The sequence below is a fragment of the Aliidongia dinghuensis genome (assembly GCF_014643535.1).
Taxonomy (GTDB): domain Bacteria; phylum Pseudomonadota; class Alphaproteobacteria; order ATCC43930; family CGMCC-115725; genus Aliidongia; species Aliidongia dinghuensis.
The window spans coordinates 315,375-332,949 of the sequence record NZ_BMJQ01000005.1 but is presented as its reverse complement, the minus strand read 5'-3'; the positions used below and the strand labels follow the sequence as shown (position 1 = coordinate 332,949).

General features: G+C 69.4%; 15 protein-coding genes and 1 other RNA gene. All 16 read left to right on the top strand.

The features are described 5' to 3' along the window. Positions 1–86: 86 nt before the first annotated feature. Positions 87–516: RNase P RNA component class A (gene rnpB / locus IEY58_RS12050), an RNA gene on the top strand. 320 nt (positions 517–836) lie between these two features. Continuing rightward, positions 837–1,325 carry a division/cell wall cluster transcriptional repressor MraZ gene (locus tag IEY58_RS12045; protein WP_189045953.1) on the top strand — a complete coding sequence of 163 codons (489 nt, stop codon included), beginning with the start codon at positions 837–839 and terminating at the stop codon, positions 1,323–1,325. Continuing rightward, a complete protein-coding gene (rsmH, locus tag IEY58_RS12040; RefSeq protein WP_189045951.1) occupies positions 1,322–2,299 on the top strand; it encodes a 16S rRNA (cytosine(1402)-N(4))-methyltransferase RsmH in 978 nt (325 codons plus the stop codon). The genes IEY58_RS12045 and rsmH overlap by 4 nt, the downstream gene beginning before the upstream one ends. Next, positions 2,296–2,700 (top strand): cell division protein FtsL, encoded by a 405-nt coding sequence (gene ftsL / locus IEY58_RS12035; RefSeq protein ID WP_189045949.1) that lies wholly within the window; start codon positions 2,296–2,298, stop codon positions 2,698–2,700. Before rsmH ends, ftsL begins: the two co-directional genes overlap by 4 nt. Then, the gene (locus tag IEY58_RS12030) at positions 2,697–4,472 is read left to right on the top strand and encodes a peptidoglycan D,D-transpeptidase FtsI family protein (protein ID WP_189045947.1); all 1,776 of its coding nucleotides are present in this window, start codon (positions 2,697–2,699) and stop codon (positions 4,470–4,472) included. The genes ftsL and IEY58_RS12030 overlap by 4 nt, the downstream gene beginning before the upstream one ends. A gap of 4 nt (positions 4,473–4,476) precedes the next feature. After that, positions 4,477–5,934 carry a UDP-N-acetylmuramoyl-L-alanyl-D-glutamate--2,6-diaminopimelate ligase gene (locus IEY58_RS12025; protein ID WP_189045945.1) on the top strand — a complete coding sequence of 486 codons (1,458 nt, stop codon included), beginning with the start codon at positions 4,477–4,479 and terminating at the stop codon, positions 5,932–5,934. A 14-nt stretch (positions 5,935–5,948) separates the two neighbouring features. Beyond that, a complete protein-coding gene (locus tag IEY58_RS12020; protein ID WP_229743667.1) occupies positions 5,949–7,367 on the top strand; it encodes a UDP-N-acetylmuramoylalanyl-D-glutamyl-2,6-diaminopimelate--D-alanyl-D-alanine ligase in 1,419 nt (472 codons plus the stop codon). Continuing rightward, entirely contained in the window at positions 7,361–8,443 is a 1,083-nt protein-coding gene (mraY, locus tag IEY58_RS12015; RefSeq protein WP_189045941.1) for a phospho-N-acetylmuramoyl-pentapeptide-transferase, read from the top strand. Before IEY58_RS12020 ends, mraY begins: the two co-directional genes overlap by 7 nt. Continuing rightward, positions 8,440–9,825, top strand: coding sequence for a UDP-N-acetylmuramoyl-L-alanine--D-glutamate ligase (gene murD / locus IEY58_RS12010; protein WP_189045939.1), 1,386 nt, complete (start codon positions 8,440–8,442; stop codon positions 9,823–9,825). Before mraY ends, murD begins: the two co-directional genes overlap by 4 nt. Continuing rightward, positions 9,822–10,946, top strand: coding sequence for an FtsW/RodA/SpoVE family cell cycle protein (locus IEY58_RS12005; RefSeq protein ID WP_189045937.1), 1,125 nt, complete (start codon positions 9,822–9,824; stop codon positions 10,944–10,946). Before murD ends, IEY58_RS12005 begins: the two co-directional genes overlap by 4 nt. Further along, positions 10,943–12,061: an undecaprenyldiphospho-muramoylpentapeptide beta-N-acetylglucosaminyltransferase gene (gene murG, locus IEY58_RS12000; RefSeq protein WP_229743666.1), complete on the top strand. Its 1,119-nt coding sequence runs from the start codon at positions 10,943–10,945 to the stop codon at positions 12,059–12,061. The genes IEY58_RS12005 and murG overlap by 4 nt, the downstream gene beginning before the upstream one ends. Next, a complete protein-coding gene (gene murC, locus IEY58_RS11995; RefSeq protein ID WP_189045935.1) occupies positions 12,058–13,476 on the top strand; it encodes a UDP-N-acetylmuramate--L-alanine ligase in 1,419 nt (472 codons plus the stop codon). The genes murG and murC overlap by 4 nt, the downstream gene beginning before the upstream one ends. Continuing rightward, positions 13,476–14,414 carry a UDP-N-acetylmuramate dehydrogenase gene (gene murB / locus IEY58_RS11990; RefSeq protein ID WP_407648388.1) on the top strand — a complete coding sequence of 313 codons (939 nt, stop codon included), beginning with the start codon at positions 13,476–13,478 and terminating at the stop codon, positions 14,412–14,414. The genes murC and murB overlap by 1 nt, the downstream gene beginning before the upstream one ends. Beyond that, positions 14,411–15,346 carry a D-alanine--D-alanine ligase gene (locus tag IEY58_RS11985; RefSeq protein WP_189045931.1) on the top strand — a complete coding sequence of 312 codons (936 nt, stop codon included), beginning with the start codon at positions 14,411–14,413 and terminating at the stop codon, positions 15,344–15,346. Before murB ends, IEY58_RS11985 begins: the two co-directional genes overlap by 4 nt. Further along, positions 15,334–16,200 (top strand): cell division protein FtsQ/DivIB, encoded by an 867-nt coding sequence (locus tag IEY58_RS11980; RefSeq protein ID WP_189045929.1) that lies wholly within the window; start codon positions 15,334–15,336, stop codon positions 16,198–16,200. The genes IEY58_RS11985 and IEY58_RS11980 overlap by 13 nt, the downstream gene beginning before the upstream one ends. Then, on the top strand, positions 16,197–17,450 hold the full coding sequence (ftsA, locus tag IEY58_RS11975) for a cell division protein FtsA (protein WP_189045927.1): 1,254 nt from the start codon (positions 16,197–16,199) through the stop codon (positions 17,448–17,450). Before IEY58_RS11980 ends, ftsA begins: the two co-directional genes overlap by 4 nt. Positions 17,451–17,575: the final 125 nt, after the last annotated feature.

The window sequence follows — 17,575 nt, the reverse complement described above, 5'->3', positions numbered from 1 at the left end:
GTTCTGCGTCCTCGGCATGGGAAAACATGGGACGGTCCCACCAAGGACGATTGACGCAGCCGTCCGCCGCCCTTAAGTCAGCGCGACCAGACGGCCGGATGACCGCTGTCGGCCTTCGCGCCGGCAGAGGAAAGTCCGGGCTCCACGGGAAACGCGGTGCCGGGTAACGCCCGGCGGGGGCGACCCCAGGGAAAGTGCCACAGAGAGCAGACCGCCAAACCCAGGTTGCCTTCGGGCAGCCGGGCGGCAAGGGTGAAAGGGTGCGGTAAGAGCGCACCGCGGCCTCGGTAACGAGGGCGGCATGGCAAACCCCACCGGGAGCAAGACCAAGTAGGGACGGCTGGCCGGCGCCTAAGGCTTTAGCGAGCTTTGGGCGACCGGCAGGCGGGTTTTCCGCGCCGCCGTCCGGGTCGGTCGCGCGAGGCGCCTGGCGACAGGCGCCCAAGAGGAATGGTCATCCCTCGCGGGTCTTCGGACGCGCGAGGACAGAACCCGGCTTACAGGCCGTCTGGTGTTTCTCCCGATCGATGGGAACATATGCGGAACACGAAATCGGTTCCGCAGCCCAAAGAACTGACCGATCACACTTTTGCCCCAGCGCCATCGATGACTGGCGCGAGGGCGATCGACGGCGCCGCTCGCCGGCCCGGTGCTGCGTTCTGATCTTCCCGGCGTCTTGTTTTGACTGACGTTTTACTGTCCGTGACGATTGACGGCCATATCAGCCCATGATATCCCATATTATCCCATGACGGAGGGGATTGGTGTGGGGGAACACCCAATTCCCGTGGCAGCCGCGCCACCGTCTTGCTGGGGGTGAAGTTGGGGGAGCCCACGTGCGGCTTTTTCTGTCCACCTACGTCAACAAGGTCGACCGGAAGGGGCGGGTCTCGGTACCCGCCCCTTTCCGCGCCGTGCTGAGTGGGCAGAATTCCGCGGGTATCGTCGCCTTCCGTTCGTTCAAGTACCCGGCACTCGACTGCAGCAGCCTGGCACGGGTCGAGGAGATGGCCGCCCAGCTCGAGACGCTGCCGCAATTTTCCGAGGAATTTGAGAATCTGGCCTCGCTGTTCGCCGACATGAGAGAGCTGCCGTTCGACAGCGAAGGCCGCATCATGCTGCCCGACCACATGCTGGAATTCGCCGGCATCACCGAGAGCGTCGCCTTCGTCGGCCAGAGCACCACGTTCCAGATCTGGGAGCCGGCCGCGCACGAGGCGCATCAGCAGGCCATGCGCCAGGCCGCCCGCGACAAGAAGCTGACCCTGCCCGCCGCCCGCCCGGCCGCGCCTGTCCCCGGAAGCGTCCAGGGGAGCAACCCATGACCCAGAGCCTGCATATCCCCGTGCTGGTCGACGAGGTCGTGCTCGCGCTCAATCTGGCGCCCGGCCAGACGATCGTCGACGGCACGTTCGGCCGCGGCGGCTATTCGCAGGCGATCCTGGCGGCCGCCCCGGTCACGGTCGTCGGCATCGACCGCGACCCGACGGCAATTGAGAGCGGTGCGGCCCTTGCCGCCGCGCACCCGGGCCGGCTGACCCTGGTCGAGGGCAAGTTCGGCTCGATGGTCGAGCTGCTGGCCGGGCTCGGCATCGATCAGGTCGACGCGGTGGCGCTCGACATCGGCGTCTCCTCGCCACAGATCGACGATCCGGAGCGCGGCTTCTCGTTCCGCGCCGACGGCCCGTTGGACATGCGCATGGGCGGTGACGGCCCCGACGCGGCCCGCGTCGTCAACACGCTGGACGAGGCCGAGCTCGCCGACATCATTTGGCGCTACGGCGAGGAGCGGCTGTCGCGCCGGGTCGCCAAGGCCATCGTGGCAGCGCGCGCCGAGATGCCGATCGAGCGCACCGCGACCTTGGCGCGCATCGTGCGCTCCTGCGTGCCGGCGAGCCGCGACGGCATCGATCCGGCGACGCGCACGTTCCAGGCACTGCGCATCTACGTCAACGACGAGCTGGGCGAGCTCGCGCGTGGCCTCGCCGCGGCCGAGCGGCTCTTGAAGGCCGGCGGCCGGCTCGCCGTCGTGTCGTTCCATTCGCTCGAAGACCGGGCGATCAAGAATTTCCTCAAGGCCCGCGCGGGGGCCGAGCCCACGGGCTCGCGCCACCTGCCGGTCGCCGCAGCCGGGCGCCGCCCGCCCAGCTTCCGCCTGGTCCAGCGCAAGCCGATCACGGCCGGCGAGGAAGAACTCGCGCGCAACCCGCGGGCGCGCTCCGCCAAGCTGCGTGTCGCCGAGCGGACGTCCGCCCCCGCCTGGCCCGCCCCGACCGGGGCGGAGGAGCTCGCCGCATGATGCGCTCATCCACATTTCTCTCGCTGATCCTGGTCTGCGGCCTCGGCTTCGGCCTGTTCAAGGTCAAGTACGAGGTCCAGTCGCTCGAAGAGGATCTGGCCAAGATCAACCGCCAGACGGCGGTCGATCAGGATGCGATCCATGTGCTGAAGGCAGAGTGGAGCTACCTGACCCAGCCGGTCCGCATCGGCGAGATGGCGCAGCGTCACCTGGCGCTGCAGCCGGTGACCTCGGCCCAGATGGGCAGCTTCGACCAGCTGCCGCTCAAGGCCGACCGGCCGGCCGAGACCGACGGCGACGTCAAGATCGAGGCAGTGCTGAAGGCGATGCAGGCCGCGGCCAAGCCCGCGCAAATCCGCGCGACCAACGTCGCGGCGATCAAGCCCGGGGGTGATCGATGAAGCCGGTCGCGCCGCTCGAGGACGACGACAATCCCTGCCGTCCGCGCCATTTCAAGCCGACGCTGACCGCGCCGTCGGAAGGGGACACGCGCGTCAACCGTACGCTGGAGACGAGCCGCAACCGGCTGCTCATCACCGCCGGCGCGTTCCTGTTCGCCTTCACCGTCATCGGCCTGCGCCTGGCCGACGTGACGCTCTTGAAGACGCCCGACCCGGAAGTGGCGCGGCTCGGCCAGCCGGTTGCGGCGAAGCCCGCCCAGTTCAGCCGCGCCGACATCGTCGACCGCAACGGCGTCGTGCTCGCGACCACGCTCGAAAGCTCGTCGCTGTTCGCCAATCCGCACCAGATCGGCGAGCCCGCCAAGCTCGCCAAGCAGCTTGCCAAGATCCTGCCCGGATCGAAGGAGAGCGAGCTTTACGCCAAGCTCGCGTCCGACAAGAGCTTCGTGTGGATCCAGCGGCGGCTGACGCCGCAGCAGGAGCTGCAGGTCAATTCGCTCGGCAACCCCGGCCTCGATTTCCAGCGCGAGGAGCGGCGGATCTATCCGCAGGGCCCGCTCGCCGCCCATGTCGTGGGCTATACCGATCTCGACGGCAAGGGCTTGGCCGGCATCGAACGCTCGTTCGACGCGGCCTTGAGCCAGTCGCATGAGCCCCTGAAGCTGTCGATCGACATCCGCCTGCAGGCGATCCTCAAGGAAGAGATCCAGAAGCAGATCGACGCGTTCACCGCGATCGGCGGCACCGGCATGATCATGGACATCAAGTCCGGCGAAGTGCTCTCGATGATCTCGCTGCCGGACTTCGATCCGAACGATCTCAATACGGTCGTGCCGGAGACGATCTTCAATCGCGCGACGCTCGGCGTCTACGAGATGGGCTCCGTGTTCAAGATCTTCAACACGGCGCTGGCGCTCGAGAACAAGACCGCCACGCTGTCGAAGATGTACGACATCTCGAAGCCGATCTCGATCGGGCGCTTCACGATTCACGACGACGAGCCGATCCATCACGCCGTGCCCGTGGCGCAGATCTTCGCCGTCTCGTCGAACATCGGCTCGGTCCATATGGTCCAGGAGCTGTCGCCGGAGATCCAGAAGGACTTCCTCGGCCGCCTGGGCCTCACCCACCCGGCGCAGATCGAGATCCCGGAGATCGGCGCGCCGCAGGTGCCGAACCCGTGGCGCGAGATCAATTCCTGGACGATCGCGTTCGGCCACGGCATCGCGGTGAGCCCGGTTCAACTCGCCGTCGCGGCGAGTGCCGTCGCCGACGGCGGCATCCTCCGCCCCGCGACGCTCATCAAGCGGCCCGCCGGATTCGTGCCGCCGGGCCAGCGCGTACTGTCACCGCGCACGGCCGAGCTGATGCGCGAACTCTTCCGCTACGACGTGACGGACGGCACGGGCCGCAAGGCGGACGTACCGGGCTACCTGGTCGGGGCCAAGACCGGGACGGCAGAGAAGATCGGCGCGCATGGCGGGTATATGCACCATGGCAATCTGTCGTCGCTGATTTCATTCTTCCCGATGAACGACCCGCAATACATGGTGTACGTCATCATCGATGAACCCCATGGCGACCGGAACAACAAGGCGCAGGCGTCGTACGGTTTCGTCACCGGGGCATGGACGGCGGGACCGGCGGTGCAGCGCATCATCGCCCGAATGGCGCCACTTTTGGGCATTAAGCCCATCGAAGAGACACCTGAAATCCATCGTGCCCTCACCGCCGATATTCCCGGAATGGGCCCCAAAGTTGCGGCTAACTGACCTCATGACCGTGCGCGCCCCGAAACTTGCCGAATGGGCCGCCGCCAAAGACCCGGTGATCCGGTCGATCACCGCTGACTCCCGCCTCGTTTCGCCCGGCACGCTGTTCGTAGCGCTGCCGGGCGTCGCCAATGATGGGCGCCGCTTCATCGCGGATGCGATCGGCCGCGGTGCCGCCGCGGTCGTGACCGACGCGGAGGGTGCCGCCGCCCACCTGCACGCGGCCGTGCCGGTCGTGGTCGATCAGAATCCGCGCCAGCTCCTGGCGCTTGTCGCCGCCCGCTTCTACGGCGCGCAACCGAAGACGGTCGCGGCCGTGACCGGCACGAACGGCAAGACCTCGACCGCGAGCTTCACCCGGCAGATTTGGGCCGACGCCGGCCATCGCGCCGCCTCGATCGGCACGCTCGGCATCGAGGGCCCGAACGGGCTCGAGCCCGGCGCTATGACAACGCCCGACCCGGTGGCGCTGCATCGGGCGCTGTCCCAGCTCGCGGCCGACGGCATCGACCATGCGGTGCTCGAGGCCTCGTCGCACGGGCTCGACCAGTACCGGCTCGACGGCGTGCGCATCACGGCCGGCGCCTTCACCAACCTGACCCAGGACCATCTCGACTATCACAAGACCATGGCGGCCTATCTGGCGGCCAAGCTCCGGCTGTTCGAGCATGTGCTGGCGCCGGGTGCGACCGCCGTGCTGAACGCCGATATCCCGGAATACGCCGAGGCCGCCGCGGTCGCGCGGGCGGCCGGCCACCCGATCATCGAGTTCGGCGCGGCGGCGACGGCGCTCCGGCTCGTCGACCGGGCGTCCGTCCCGGCCGGCCAGCGGCTCGAGCTTGAGGTACTGGGCCGCCGACGCACGGTCGAGCTGCCGCTGGTCGGCACGTTCCAGGCGATGAACGCGCTCGCGGCCTTGGGCCTTGCGATCGCGACCGGCGTCGAGCCGGACCGCGCGATCGATGCCTTGACCCGCCTCAAGGGCGTGCGCGGCCGGGTCGAGCATGTCGCGACGCTCGCCAACGGCGCGTCCGTATTCGTCGATTACGCCCATACCCCGGACGGGCTCGAGAAGATCCTGACCGCGCTGAGATCGCATGCGACCGGCCGGCTGATCGTCGCGTTCGGCGCCGGCGGCGACCGCGATCCGACCAAGCGGCCGCGAATGGGCGAGGTCTGCGCCCGGCTCGCCGATCTCCCGATCGTGACCGACGACAATCCGCGCAGCGAGGAGCCGGCGGCGATCCGCCGCGCGATCCTGGCCGCCTGTCCCGACGCCATCGAGATCGGCGACCGCGCCGCCGCGATCGACCACGGCATCGGCCTGCTCGGCCCCGGCGACGTGTTCGTCATCGCCGGCAAGGGCCATGAGCAGGGCCAGACGGTCGCCGGCGTCGTCCATCCGTTCGACGACGCCACCGTCGCCCGCGCTGCCATCGACGCCCGCGGCCTCAAGCGATGACGGCCCGGCATCCCTTGCTCTGGACCCCCGCCGAACTGGCGGAGGCGGTCCGGGGCGCTGCATCCGGCAGCCCGCCCGAGAGCCTCACCGGCGTCTCCATCGACAGCCGCACGGTGGCAGCCGGCGAGGCGTTCGTGGCGCTCAATGGGCCGAACCTCGACGGCCACGACTATGTCGGCAAGGCGCTGTCATCCGGCGCCGGCCTTGCGATCGTGGCACGCCGGCCGGCCGACGTCGCGGCGGATGCGGCGCTTGTCCTGGTCGACGACACGCAGGCGGCACTCGAGCGCCTGGGCGCTTGCGCACGCACGCGCGCGCAAGCGCGCATGGCAGCGGTCACCGGCAGCGTCGGCAAGACCTCGACCAAGGAGGCGCTTGCCCACTGCCTCGCCCGCCAGGGCCGCACCCACTGGGCGACCGGCAGCTTCAACAACCAGTGGGGCGTGCCGCTGTCGCTCGCCCGCATGCCGCGCGATACGGAATTCGGCGTGTTCGAGCTGGGCATGAACCATGCGGGCGAGATCCGCGAGCTCACCGCCCAGGTCCGCCCCGAGGTCGCGATCATCACGACGATCGAACCGGCGCATCTCGAATATTTCAGCGGTATCGAGGCGATCGCCGACGCCAAGGCCGAGATCTTCGAGGGCATGGCCCCGGGTGCTGCCGCGATCCTCAACCGCGACAACGCCATGTTCGAGCGCCTCGCCGCCGCGGCGCGCGCCCGCGGCTTGCGCATCGTTGCGTTCGGCGAGCACGCGGACGCCGAGGCCCGGCTCATCTCGGTCGCCCTCGGCGCCGAGACGAGCGAGGTCGACGCGGTATTCTCCGGCCGGCGCCTCGCCTATCGCCTGGGCGTGCCCGGCAAGCATCTGGTGCTGAACTCGCTGGCCGTGCTGGCCGCAGTCCAGGCCCTGGGTGCCGACCTTGACCGCGCCGCCGACGCGCTCGCGACCCTGCCGGGCCTCGCCGGGCGCGGCCGGCGTGTGGCGATCGCCGTCGCCGACGGCAGTGCCACCCTCATCGACGAGAGCTATAACGCGAGCCCGGCCGCCATGCGCGCCGCGTTCGCCGTGCTGGCCGCCGCGCGCCGGGCGGCCAGCGGCCGGCGCATCGCGGTCGTGGGCGACATGCGCGAGCTGGGCCAGGAAGGGCCGGCGCTGCACCGGGCACTCGCCGAGCCGCTCACGGAGAGCGGGGTCGACCGGGTCTATGCCTGCGGCCCGCTCATGCGTCACCTCTACGAGGCGCTGCCGGAACGCCTGCGCGGCGCCCATCGCGAAACCGCCGCCGAGCTGGCGCCCATCGTCGCCGAGGCGCTCCGCCCCGGCGACGTCGTCACGATCAAAGGGTCGCTCGGGACCCGCATGGCCGACATCGTCAAGCCGCTCTTGAGCGGCGCCGCTTCTTCGCAGAGCCAGACCCCATCATGCTGAATCTCCTGGCTCCCTTTGGCGACCAGTTCCTACTGTTCAATCTGTTCCGCTACATCACCGTGCGGTCCGGCGGCGCGTTCCTGACCGCGCTCGTCATCAGCTTCATCATGGGGCCGCGCGTCATCGCGTGGCTGAAGTCGAAGCAGGGCGAGGGCCAGCCGATCCGCTCCGACGGGCCCGAAAGCCATTTCAAGAAGAAGGGCACGCCCACCATGGGCGGCTTCCTGATCCTGATGGCGCTGTCGGTCTCGACGCTCGTCTGGATGGACCTGTCGAACGGCTTCGTCTGGGTGACGCTGTTCGTCACCATGGGCTTCGGCGCGGTCGGCTTCATCGACGACTACCGGAAGCTCACCCGCCGCTCGCACAGGGGCGTCTCGGGCCGCCAGCGGCTGCTGCTCGAGGCGGCGATCGCCGGCGCCGCCGCGATCGCCATCGTCCAGCTGACCGGCGACGGGCTATCGACCAAGTTCGCCCTGCCGTTCCTCAAGAACGCGCTGTTCGAGCTGGGCGTGTTCTTCGTGCCCGTCGCCATGTTCGTGATCGTCGGCGCCTCCAACTCGGTCAACCTGACCGACGGGCTCGACGGGCTCGCGATCGTGCCGGCGATGATCGCGGCCTTCTCGTTCGGGCTCATCGCGTATCTCGCCGGCAACGTCGTCTATGCCAACTACCTGCAGATCCACCACGTGCCGGGCACCGGCGAGCTTGTGGTGTTCTGCTCGGCGCTGATCGGCGCGGGCCTCGGCTTCCTGTGGTTCAACGCGCCGCCCGCCATGGTGTTCATGGGCGATACCGGCTCGCTCGCGATCGGTGCCGCCTTGGGCACCATCAGCGTCATCACCAAGAACGAGATCGTGCTCGCCATCATCGGCGGCGTGTTCGTGCTCGAGACCGTGTCGGTCATCGTCCAGGTCGCGAGCTTCAAGCTGACCGGCAAGCGGGTGTTCCGCATGGCGCCGATCCATCATCATTTCGAGAAGAAGGGTTGGCACGAGCCGACGATCGTCATCCGCTTCTGGATCATCGCGACGATCCTGGCGGCGGTCGGCCTGTCGACGCTGAAGCTCCGATGATCCGGACCCTGCCCTTTCGCAATCGGACCGTGGCGGTGCTGGGCCTCGCCCGCACCGGCCTGGCTGCCGCCGAGGCGCTCCAAGCCTCGGGCGCGCGCGTCGTCGCCTGGGACGACGGCGAGAAGGGCCGTGCCGCGGGCGAGGCCCGGGGCCTCGTGCTTGCTGATCTCGCGACGGCCGAGCCGCTCGACTGGGCCGCCCTCGTCATGAGCCCCGGCATCCCGCTCACCCACCCGAAGCCGCATCCGGCCGCGGCGCGCGCGCTTGTCGCCGGCATTGAGGTGATCGGCGACATCGAGCTCCTGGGCCGCGCCGGCACGGGCGCCCGCTTCACCGGCATCACCGGCACCAACGGCAAGTCGACGACGACGGCGCTCATCGGCCATGTCATGGCCAAGGCCGGCCTCGAAACCGCCGTCGGCGGCAATCTCGGCACCGCGGTCCTGTCGCTGCCGGCCTTGAGCGCCGAGGGCCATTACGTGATCGAGATGTCGAGCTTCCAGCTCGACCTGGTCCAGCACACCCGCTTCGCCACGGCGATCCTGCTCAACGTGACGCCCGACCATCTCGACCGGCATGGCGACATGGCTGGCTATATTGCGGCCAAGCGGCGCATCTTCCTGAACCAGGGGCCAAGCGACACGGCGATCATCGGCGTCGACGACGAACATACGCGCACGCTTGCGGCCGAGCTCGCCCGCGGCCCTGCCCGCCTCGTCCGCATCTCGGCGGAAGGCCCGGTCGCAGGTGGCGTCTACGTCATGGACGGCCGGCTCATCGACGATCTCGACGGTGCCCAGCGCTCGATCATGGACCTCGGGCCCGTGCCGACCCTGCCCGGCCGGCACAATTGGCAGAACGCCGCCGCCACCTATGCCGCCTGCCGCGCCGCGGGCGTGGCACCCGCCGAGATCGCCGCGGCCATTGCGACATATCCCGGCCTGCCGCACCGGCAGGAGCTGGTGGCCGAGCTGCCCGGCATCCGCTTCGTCAATGATTCGAAGGCGACCAACGCCGACGCGGCAGCCAAGGCCTTGGGCTGCTATGACCGGATCTACTGGATTGCCGGCGGCCTGCCCAAAGCGGGCGGCATCACCTCGCTCAAGAGCTTCTTCCCGCGCATCGCACGCGCCTTCCTCATCGGCCAGGCGGCGGACGAGTTCGCGCAAACGCTCGGGTCCCAGGTGCCGGTCACTCGCTCGGGCGACCTCAAGACCGCGATCGCCGACGCCACGGCGGCCGCCCGGCGCGACGGCGCCCCGGACGCGGTCGTGCTGCTGTCGCCGGCCTGCGCGTCCTATGATCAGTTCACCAGCTACGAGGCGCGCGGCGATGCGTTCCGCACGCTCGCCCGTGCCGCAGTCGACGAGGCCCGCCGATGAACATTGCCCGTACCGACCAGAGCATCATCGGCCGCTGGTGGTGGACCGTCGACCGCTGGACGGTGCTCGCGATCGGCGTGCTGTGCGGCTTCGGCGGCCTCTTGATCCTGGCGGCGAGCCCGGCGGTGGCGGAGCGCATCGGCGCCGACAGTTTCTATTTCGTGCGCCACCAGATGCTGATCATGCCGCTGGCATTGGGCGCCATGTTCTTCGTCTCGCTGCAGTCGCCGAAGACGATCCGGCGCGGTGCCATGATCGGCCTGGCCGTGACGCTGGCGCTGCTCTGCCTCACCTTCGTCATGGGCACTGAGATCAAGGGCGCCAGGCGCTGGGTCAGCGTCGGCGGCATGTCGATCCAGCCGTCGGAGTTCGTGAAGCCCTGCTTCGCCATCGTCTGCGCCTGGCTGTTTGCCCAGCAGAAGAACCCCCACGTCCGCGTGCCGGGCAACGCGATTGCAATCGGCCTCTATTTCCTGACCGTCGGCCTGCTCTTGAAGCAGCCGGACCTGGGCCAGGCGGTCGTGGTCAGCACGATCTGGTTCACCCAGTTCTACCTGGCCGGCCTGCCGATCATCCTGGTCGTGGGCCTGATGGGCGCCGGCGCCGTGGGCCTGGTCGGCGCCTATTTCCTGCTGCCGCACGTGACGAGCCGCATCGACCGGTTCCTCGACCCGCAGGCCGGCGACAATTACCAGGTCATGCGCTCGCTCGAGGCCTTCACCAACGGCGGGCTCTGGGGCCGTGGGCCGGGCGAGGGCACGGTCAAGGAATACCTGCCCGACGCCCATGCCGACTTCGTGTTCGCGGTCGCGGGCGAGGAGCTGGGCCTGGTCGTCTGCCTGATCATCATCGCCGTCTTCGCCTTCATCGTGCTCCGCGGCTTCGCCCGCCTCTTTCACGAGAACAACCTCTATGTCGTGCTCGCCGGCACCGGCCTCCTGGTGCAGTTCGGCCTGCAGGCGGTCATCAACATGGCGTCGAGCCTGAAGATGATCCCGACCAAGGGCATGACCCTGCCGTTCCTCAGCTACGGCGGCTCGTCGCTGATCGCGCTCGGCCTCGGCATGGGCATGCTGCTGGCCTTGACCCGGCGGCGCTACGGCACGGGAGAGCTGGTGTGACGGCGCCCCGTTCCTCCCTGCCGAATTCGCTGGTTGTGCTCGCCGCCGGCGGCACCGGCGGCCATCTGTTCCCGGCCGAGGCGCTCGCGCGCGCGCTCATCCGCCGCGGCCGGCCGGTGGCGCTCGTCACCGACAAGCGCGGCAAGGCGTTCCCGGTCGACGGTGTCGACACCTATCGCGTGCGCGCCGGCCGGCTCGGCGGCGGCCTGCTGGCCAAAGCGCGCTTCGCCGTCGATCTCGGCCGCGGCATCCTCGAGGCGCGCCGCCTGCTGCGGCGGCTCGCCCCCGGCACGGTCGTCGGCTTCGGCGGCTATCCGTCGATGCCGACCATGGTCGCCGCCACCAGCCTCAAGCTGCCGACCCTGATCCACGACCAGAACGCAGTCTTGGGCCGGGCCAACAAGATGCTGGCGACCCGGGTGGGCGCGATTGCGACCTCGTTCGACACGGTCGCGGGCGTGCCGGCCACCGATGCGGCCAAGATCGAGCGCACGGGCAATCCGGTCAGGCCGGCCGTGGTCGCCGTGCGCGACCTGCCCTACGAGGCACCCGGCGCCGACGGCCCGATCCGCCTGCTCATCATCGGCGGCAGCCAGGGGGCCCGCATTCTGTCACGCGTCGTGCCCGATGCCCTCAAAGCCCTGCCGACGGATCTGAAAGCCAGGCTGGTGGTGAGCCAGCAGGTCCGCCCGGAAGATTTGGAGGCGGTCGAGGCCGCCTATCGCGGCAGCGGGCTCGCCGTCGAGACCCGACGCTTCTTCGACGACATCCCGGCGCGGCTGGCCGCCGCCCAACTGGTGCTGGCGCGCGCCGGGGGCTCGACCACGGCGGAGCTGACCGTCGCCGGCCGCCCGGCCCTGCTGGTGCCGTTCGCCGGCGCCATCGCCGACGAGCAGACCGCCAACGCACGCGTGCTGGTCGAGCATGGTGCCGCCTGGCTGCTGTCCGAGGCGGAATTCACGGCCGAGCGGGTCTCGACCCTGCTTGCCAAATTGTTGAATGACGGTCCGGCGCTGGCCCGCGCCGCCGAAGCCGCCCGCGCGCTGGGCGAGCCGGCAGCGGCGGAGCGGCTCGCGGATCTGGTAGAACGACTGACCAAGGGGGACCGGCCATGAGGGCGCTGCCGCTCAGCATCGGCACGGTGCATTTCGTCGGCATCGGCGGCATCGGCATGAGCGGGATCGCGGAGATCCTGCACAACTTGGGCTATTCGGTGCAGGGCAGCGACGTCAGCGACAGCGGCAATACGCAGCGGCTCGTCAAGCTCGGCATTCCGGTCAAGATCGGCCATGCCGCGGAGAACATCGAGAACGCCCAGGTCGTCGTCATTTCTTCGGCGATCAAGGCCGACAATCCGGAGCTGGTCGCGGCTCGCGCCCGCCTGCTGCCGGTCGTGCGCCGCGCCGAGATGCTGGGCGAGCTCATGCGCCTCAAATGGTCGATCGCGATCGCCGGCACCCATGGCAAGACCACGACGACCTCGATGGTGGCGGCCGTGCTCGACGCCGCCAACCTGGACCCGACCGTGGTCAATGGCGGCATCATCAACGCCTACGGCACGAACGCGCGGCTCGGCGCCGGCGAATGGATGGTGGCGGAGGCCGACGAGAGCGACGGCACCTTCATCAAGCTGCCGGCGACGATCGGCATCGTCACCAACATCGACCCGGAGCATCTCGACTTCTACGGCGATTTCGACGCGGTCAAGGCGGCGTTCGAGAGCTTCGTCACCAACATCCCGTTCTATGGCTTCGCCGCCCTCTGCATCGACCATCCGGTCGTCCAGAGCATGATCCCGCGCGTCTCGGACCGGCGCCTCGTGACCTACGGGCTCTCGCCCCAGGCCGACGTGCGGGCCGAGAATGTCGAGATCGGCCCGGATGGCGCCGTCTATGACGTGGTGCTGACCGACCGGATCTCGCGCGCCGAACGCCGGCTCGAGCGGGTCCGGCTGCCGATGTACGGCCAGCACAATGTGCTGAACTCGCTCGCCGCCATCGCGGTTGGCAGCGAGATGGGCATCGAGGACCAGGTGCTGAAGACGGCGCTCGCCAATTTCGGCGGCGTCAAGCGCCGCTTTACCAAGACCGGCGTCTCGAACGGCGTCACCGTGATCGACGACTACGGCCATCACCCGGTCGAGATCGCGGCCGTGCTGAAGGCGGCGCGCCAGGCGACGCGCGGCCGTGTCGTGGCCGTGGTGCAGCCGCACCGCTACAGCCGCGTCGCAAATTTGTTCGACGAATTCTGCCGCTGCTTCAACGACGCTGACACGGTGTTGGTCGCCGATATCTATCCGGCGGGCGAGGCCCCGCTGCCGGGCATCGACCGCGATCATCTGGTTGCAGGCCTGGTCGCGCGCGGCCATCGCCATGTCCTGGCCCTGCCCGGCCCGGCCGAGCTGGCAGCAATGGTCCGCGACCTGACGCAGCCGGGCGACATGGTCGTGTGCCTGGGCGCCGGCTCGATCTCGGCCTGGGCGAACGCCCTGCCCGCCGCCCTCGATCAGCTGCCGGGGGCGTCCGCATGATGTCCGCCCGCCACAACCTGCGTCTCATCGACCGCCTGCCCAAGGTGCGCGGCCGTCTCGTGCCCGACGCGCCATTGGCGGCCAACACCTGGTTCCGGGTCGGCGGCCCGGCCGAGGTGCTGTTCCGCCCGGCCGACATGGCCGACTTGACCGAATTCCTGACGACGAAGCCGGCCGACGTGCCGGTGACGGTGATCGGCGTCGCCTCCAACCTGCTGGTGCGCGACGGCGGCGTGCCGGGCGTCGTCATTCGGCTCGGCCGGCCCTTCGCCGACGTCGCGGTCAAGGACGACCAGGTCTACGCCGGCGCCGGCGCGCTCGATGCCAATGTCGCCGAAAGCTGTGCGCAGGCCGGATTGGGCGGCCTCGAGTTCCTGTCCGGCGTGCCCGGCACGATCGGCGGCGCGCTCCGCATGAACGCCGGCGCCTATGGCGCCGAGATCAAGGACGTGCTGTCGGGGGCCGCCGTCATCGACGGCAGGGGGCACCACCTGGTGGTCACCCCCGCCGAGCTCGACCTCAGCTATCGCCATTCAGGCGCGCCGGAGGACTGGGTGTTCCTGCACGCGACCTTGAAGGGCGTGCCCGAGGCCCCGTCCACGGTGGCCGCCCGCATGGCCGACATCCAGGCGAAGCGCCAGGCGAGCCAGCCGATCCGCGCGCGCACCGGCGGCTCGACCTTCGCCAATCCGCCGGGCCACAAAGCTTGGGCCCTCATCGACCAGGCCGGTTGCCGCGGCCTCACGCGCGGCGGCGCCCAAGTGTCGGAGCTGCACACGAATTTCCTCATCAACCGCGGCGACGCGACCGCCGCCGACCTCGAAGGGCTCGGCGAGGAAGTACGCCGGCGCGTGTTCGAGACGAGCGGCATCGCGCTCGAGTGGGAAATCAAGCGAATCGGCCGGCCTTTGCCCGGAATTGCGGGGATCACGCCATGACCGAAGCCAGGAAGAAGCGCGTCGCGGTGCTGATGGGCGGCTGGTCGGCCGAGCGCGAGGTCTCGCTGTCGAGCGGCCGCGGCTGCGCCGAGGCACTCCGCGAGAAGGGCTACGACGTGGTCGAGATCGACCCGCCGCGCGACCCGGCAGCACTTGCGGGCCTGCTTACGCCCAAGCCCGACGTGGTGTTCAACGCGCTGCACGGCCGCGGCGGCGAGGACGGCCATATTCAGGCGCTGCTCAACCTGATGGGCATCTCCTATACCCATTCGGGCCTGCTCGCCTCGGCCGTCGCCATGGACAAGCCGATGGCGAAGACCGTGTTCGCCGCCGCCGGCTTGCCGGTCGTCGAGGGCCGCGTGGCCTCGCGCGAAGAAATCCTCGCCGAGACGGTCATGCCGGCGCCCTATGTGGTGAAGCCGGCGAACGAGGGCTCGTCGGTCGGCGTCATCATCGTGCGCGAAGGGCAGAACCACGTGCTCGCCGCCGAGCAGCTCAAGGACGAGATGCTGGTCGAGCGCTTCATCCCCGGTCGCGAGATTACCGTCGCGGTCATGGGCGACAAGGCACTGGGCGTCATCGAGATCGTCTCGCGCGGCACCTGGTACGATTACGAAGCGAAATACGCCGTCGGCGGGTCGACTCACATCTGCCCGGCCCAATTGCCGCCTGCGACCTATGCCGAGGCCGAACGCATCGCCGTCACGGCCCACCAGGCGCTCGGCTGCCGCGGCGTGAGCCGCGCCGACCTCCGCTACGACGACACGGGCACCGATACGGGGGCCGGCCCCGGCAAGCTCTATCTGCTCGAAGTCAACACGCAGCCCGGCATGACGCCGACCTCGCTGGTACCGGACGCGGCGCGCGCGGCGGGCATCTCCTATGCCGACCTCTGCGCTTGGATGGTGGAGTCTGCGACATGCGACGCGTGAAACCAGCCGCCAAGAATCTCGAGGGCGCGAAGCGCCTGCTGCTGAAGCGCCGGATCGCGCGCTGGCTGCCGCGGCGGCCGACGCGGGTCGCGGGCGCCGTCCTGGGCCTGGCCGTGCTCGTCTTCGGCGGCCTCGGCGCCGCCGATCAGCTCGATCATGGCAACCGGCTCTCGAACGCGCTCCTGGCGACGACGGCCGCGGCCGGCTTCACGGTGCAGACGCTCGACGTCGAGGGCCGGCAGATGACGACGCCGGCCGAGATCCTGGCCGCGGTCAATGCCCGCCCCGGCGGGCCGATCTTCGGCGTCAGCCCCGCCGCCGCGAAGCTGCAGCTCGAAGCGCTGCCGTGGGTGCGCACCGCCGCGGTCGAGCGGCAGCTGCCCGGCCGCATCTACATCAAGCTGGTCGAGCGCAAGCCGCTCGCCCTTTGGCAGCGTCACGGCAAAATGGTGCTGATCGACCAGGACGGCGTCGTGGTCGCGACCGAGCATCTGGAGCGCTATTCCAACCTGCTGCTGGTCGTCGGCGACGACGCGCCCAAGCACGCGCAGAGCCTGATCCAGGTGCTGGGCACCCAGCCGGACCTGATGAAGAAGGTGCAGGCAGCGGTCTGGATCAACGACCGGCGCTGGAACCTGAAGCTCGACAGCGGCATCGACGTCGAGCTGCCCGAGGACGGCGTCGCCGGCGCCTGGACCCATCTGGCCGCGATCGATCGCGACCACGGCCTGCTCGCGCGCGACATCGAGCGCGTCGACCTGCGCCTGGCGGACCGGGTCGTCGTCAAGGTGAACCAGGAGCCGACGAAGACGACCCCGACGAAACCCGCCAAGACCGCCCCGAAGAAGACATGAGCAAGGCCGCATCCCGTCCGCGCGGCACGCTGATCGCCGCCGTCGACATCGGCACTACCAAAGTGTGCAGCTTCATCGCGCGCCGCGAGACCGGCGGCCCGCGCGTGCTCGGCATCGGCCATCAGGTGTCGCGCGGCGTGCGCGCCGGGCAGATCGTCGACCTCGATGCCGCGGCGACCTCGATGCTGAACGCGGTCCATGCCGCCGAGCAGATGGCGGGCGAGACCATCACCCAGGTCATCGTCAACCTGTCCGGCGGCTTCCCCGCCTCGCGCATCGTGCCGATCGAGATCTCGATCGGCGGGCGCGAGATCGGCGATGCCGACATGAAGCGCGTCCTGAACCAGGGCCATGCCTATCGCGAGCCGACCGACCGGCAGATCATCCATTCGATCCCGGTGGGATTCTCGATCGACGGCAGCCGTGGCATCCGCGACCCGCGCGGCATGATGGGCGACCGCCTGGGCGTCAACATGCATGTCGTCTCGGCGGGCTCCGCTGCCGTGCGCAACATGATGGCCGCGGTCGGCCGCTGCCACCTGGAAGTGGCGGGCATGGTCGTCTCGCCCTATGCCGCGGGCTTGGCCGCCCTCGTCGACGACGAGATGGAACTGGGCGTCACCGTCATCGACATGGGCGGCGGCACGACCTCGATCGCGGTCTTCTACGACGGCTCGATCGTCTATGCCGACACGGTGCCGGTCGGCGGCGTGCACGTGACGAACGACATCGCGCGCGGGCTCTCGACCCCGATCTCCCATGCCGAGCGCATGAAGACGCTCTACGGCAGCGCCATCCCGTCGCCCGCCGACGAGCGCGAGACGATCAGCGTGCCGGTGGTGGGCGAGGAGGAGGATGGGCACACCAACCACGTGCCGAAGTCGCACCTGATCGCGATCATCACGCCCCGGCTCGAAGAGACGTTCGAGCTCGTGCGCAACCGGCTCGAGACCTCGGGCTTCGACAAGCTCGCCGGCCGCCAGGTCGTGCTGACCGGCGGCGCCGCGCAACTTCCCGGCACGCGCGAGCTCGCCGGCATGATTCTCGACAAACAGGTGCGAGTCGGCAAGCCGACGCGAATTTCCGGCCTCGCCGAGTCGACCGGCGGACCGGCCTTCGCGACCACCGCGGGACTGCTGCATTTCGCCGCGTCCGAGCGCGCAGAGACGCGCGGACGCGACCCCAATGCGCCCGATCAGCCCAAGGGTGTGCTCGGCCGTATCGGCGGCTGGCTGAAGGAGAATTTGTAGTATGCCGGCGCCAATTTCACTACCGCCTATTGATCTGACCAACCGATTCGATCAGAATCGCGGCACTGGCGAAGGGCCGGTCAGATTGAGACTTCGCTATCGAATCGCCCTTGTTGCTTGCTTCT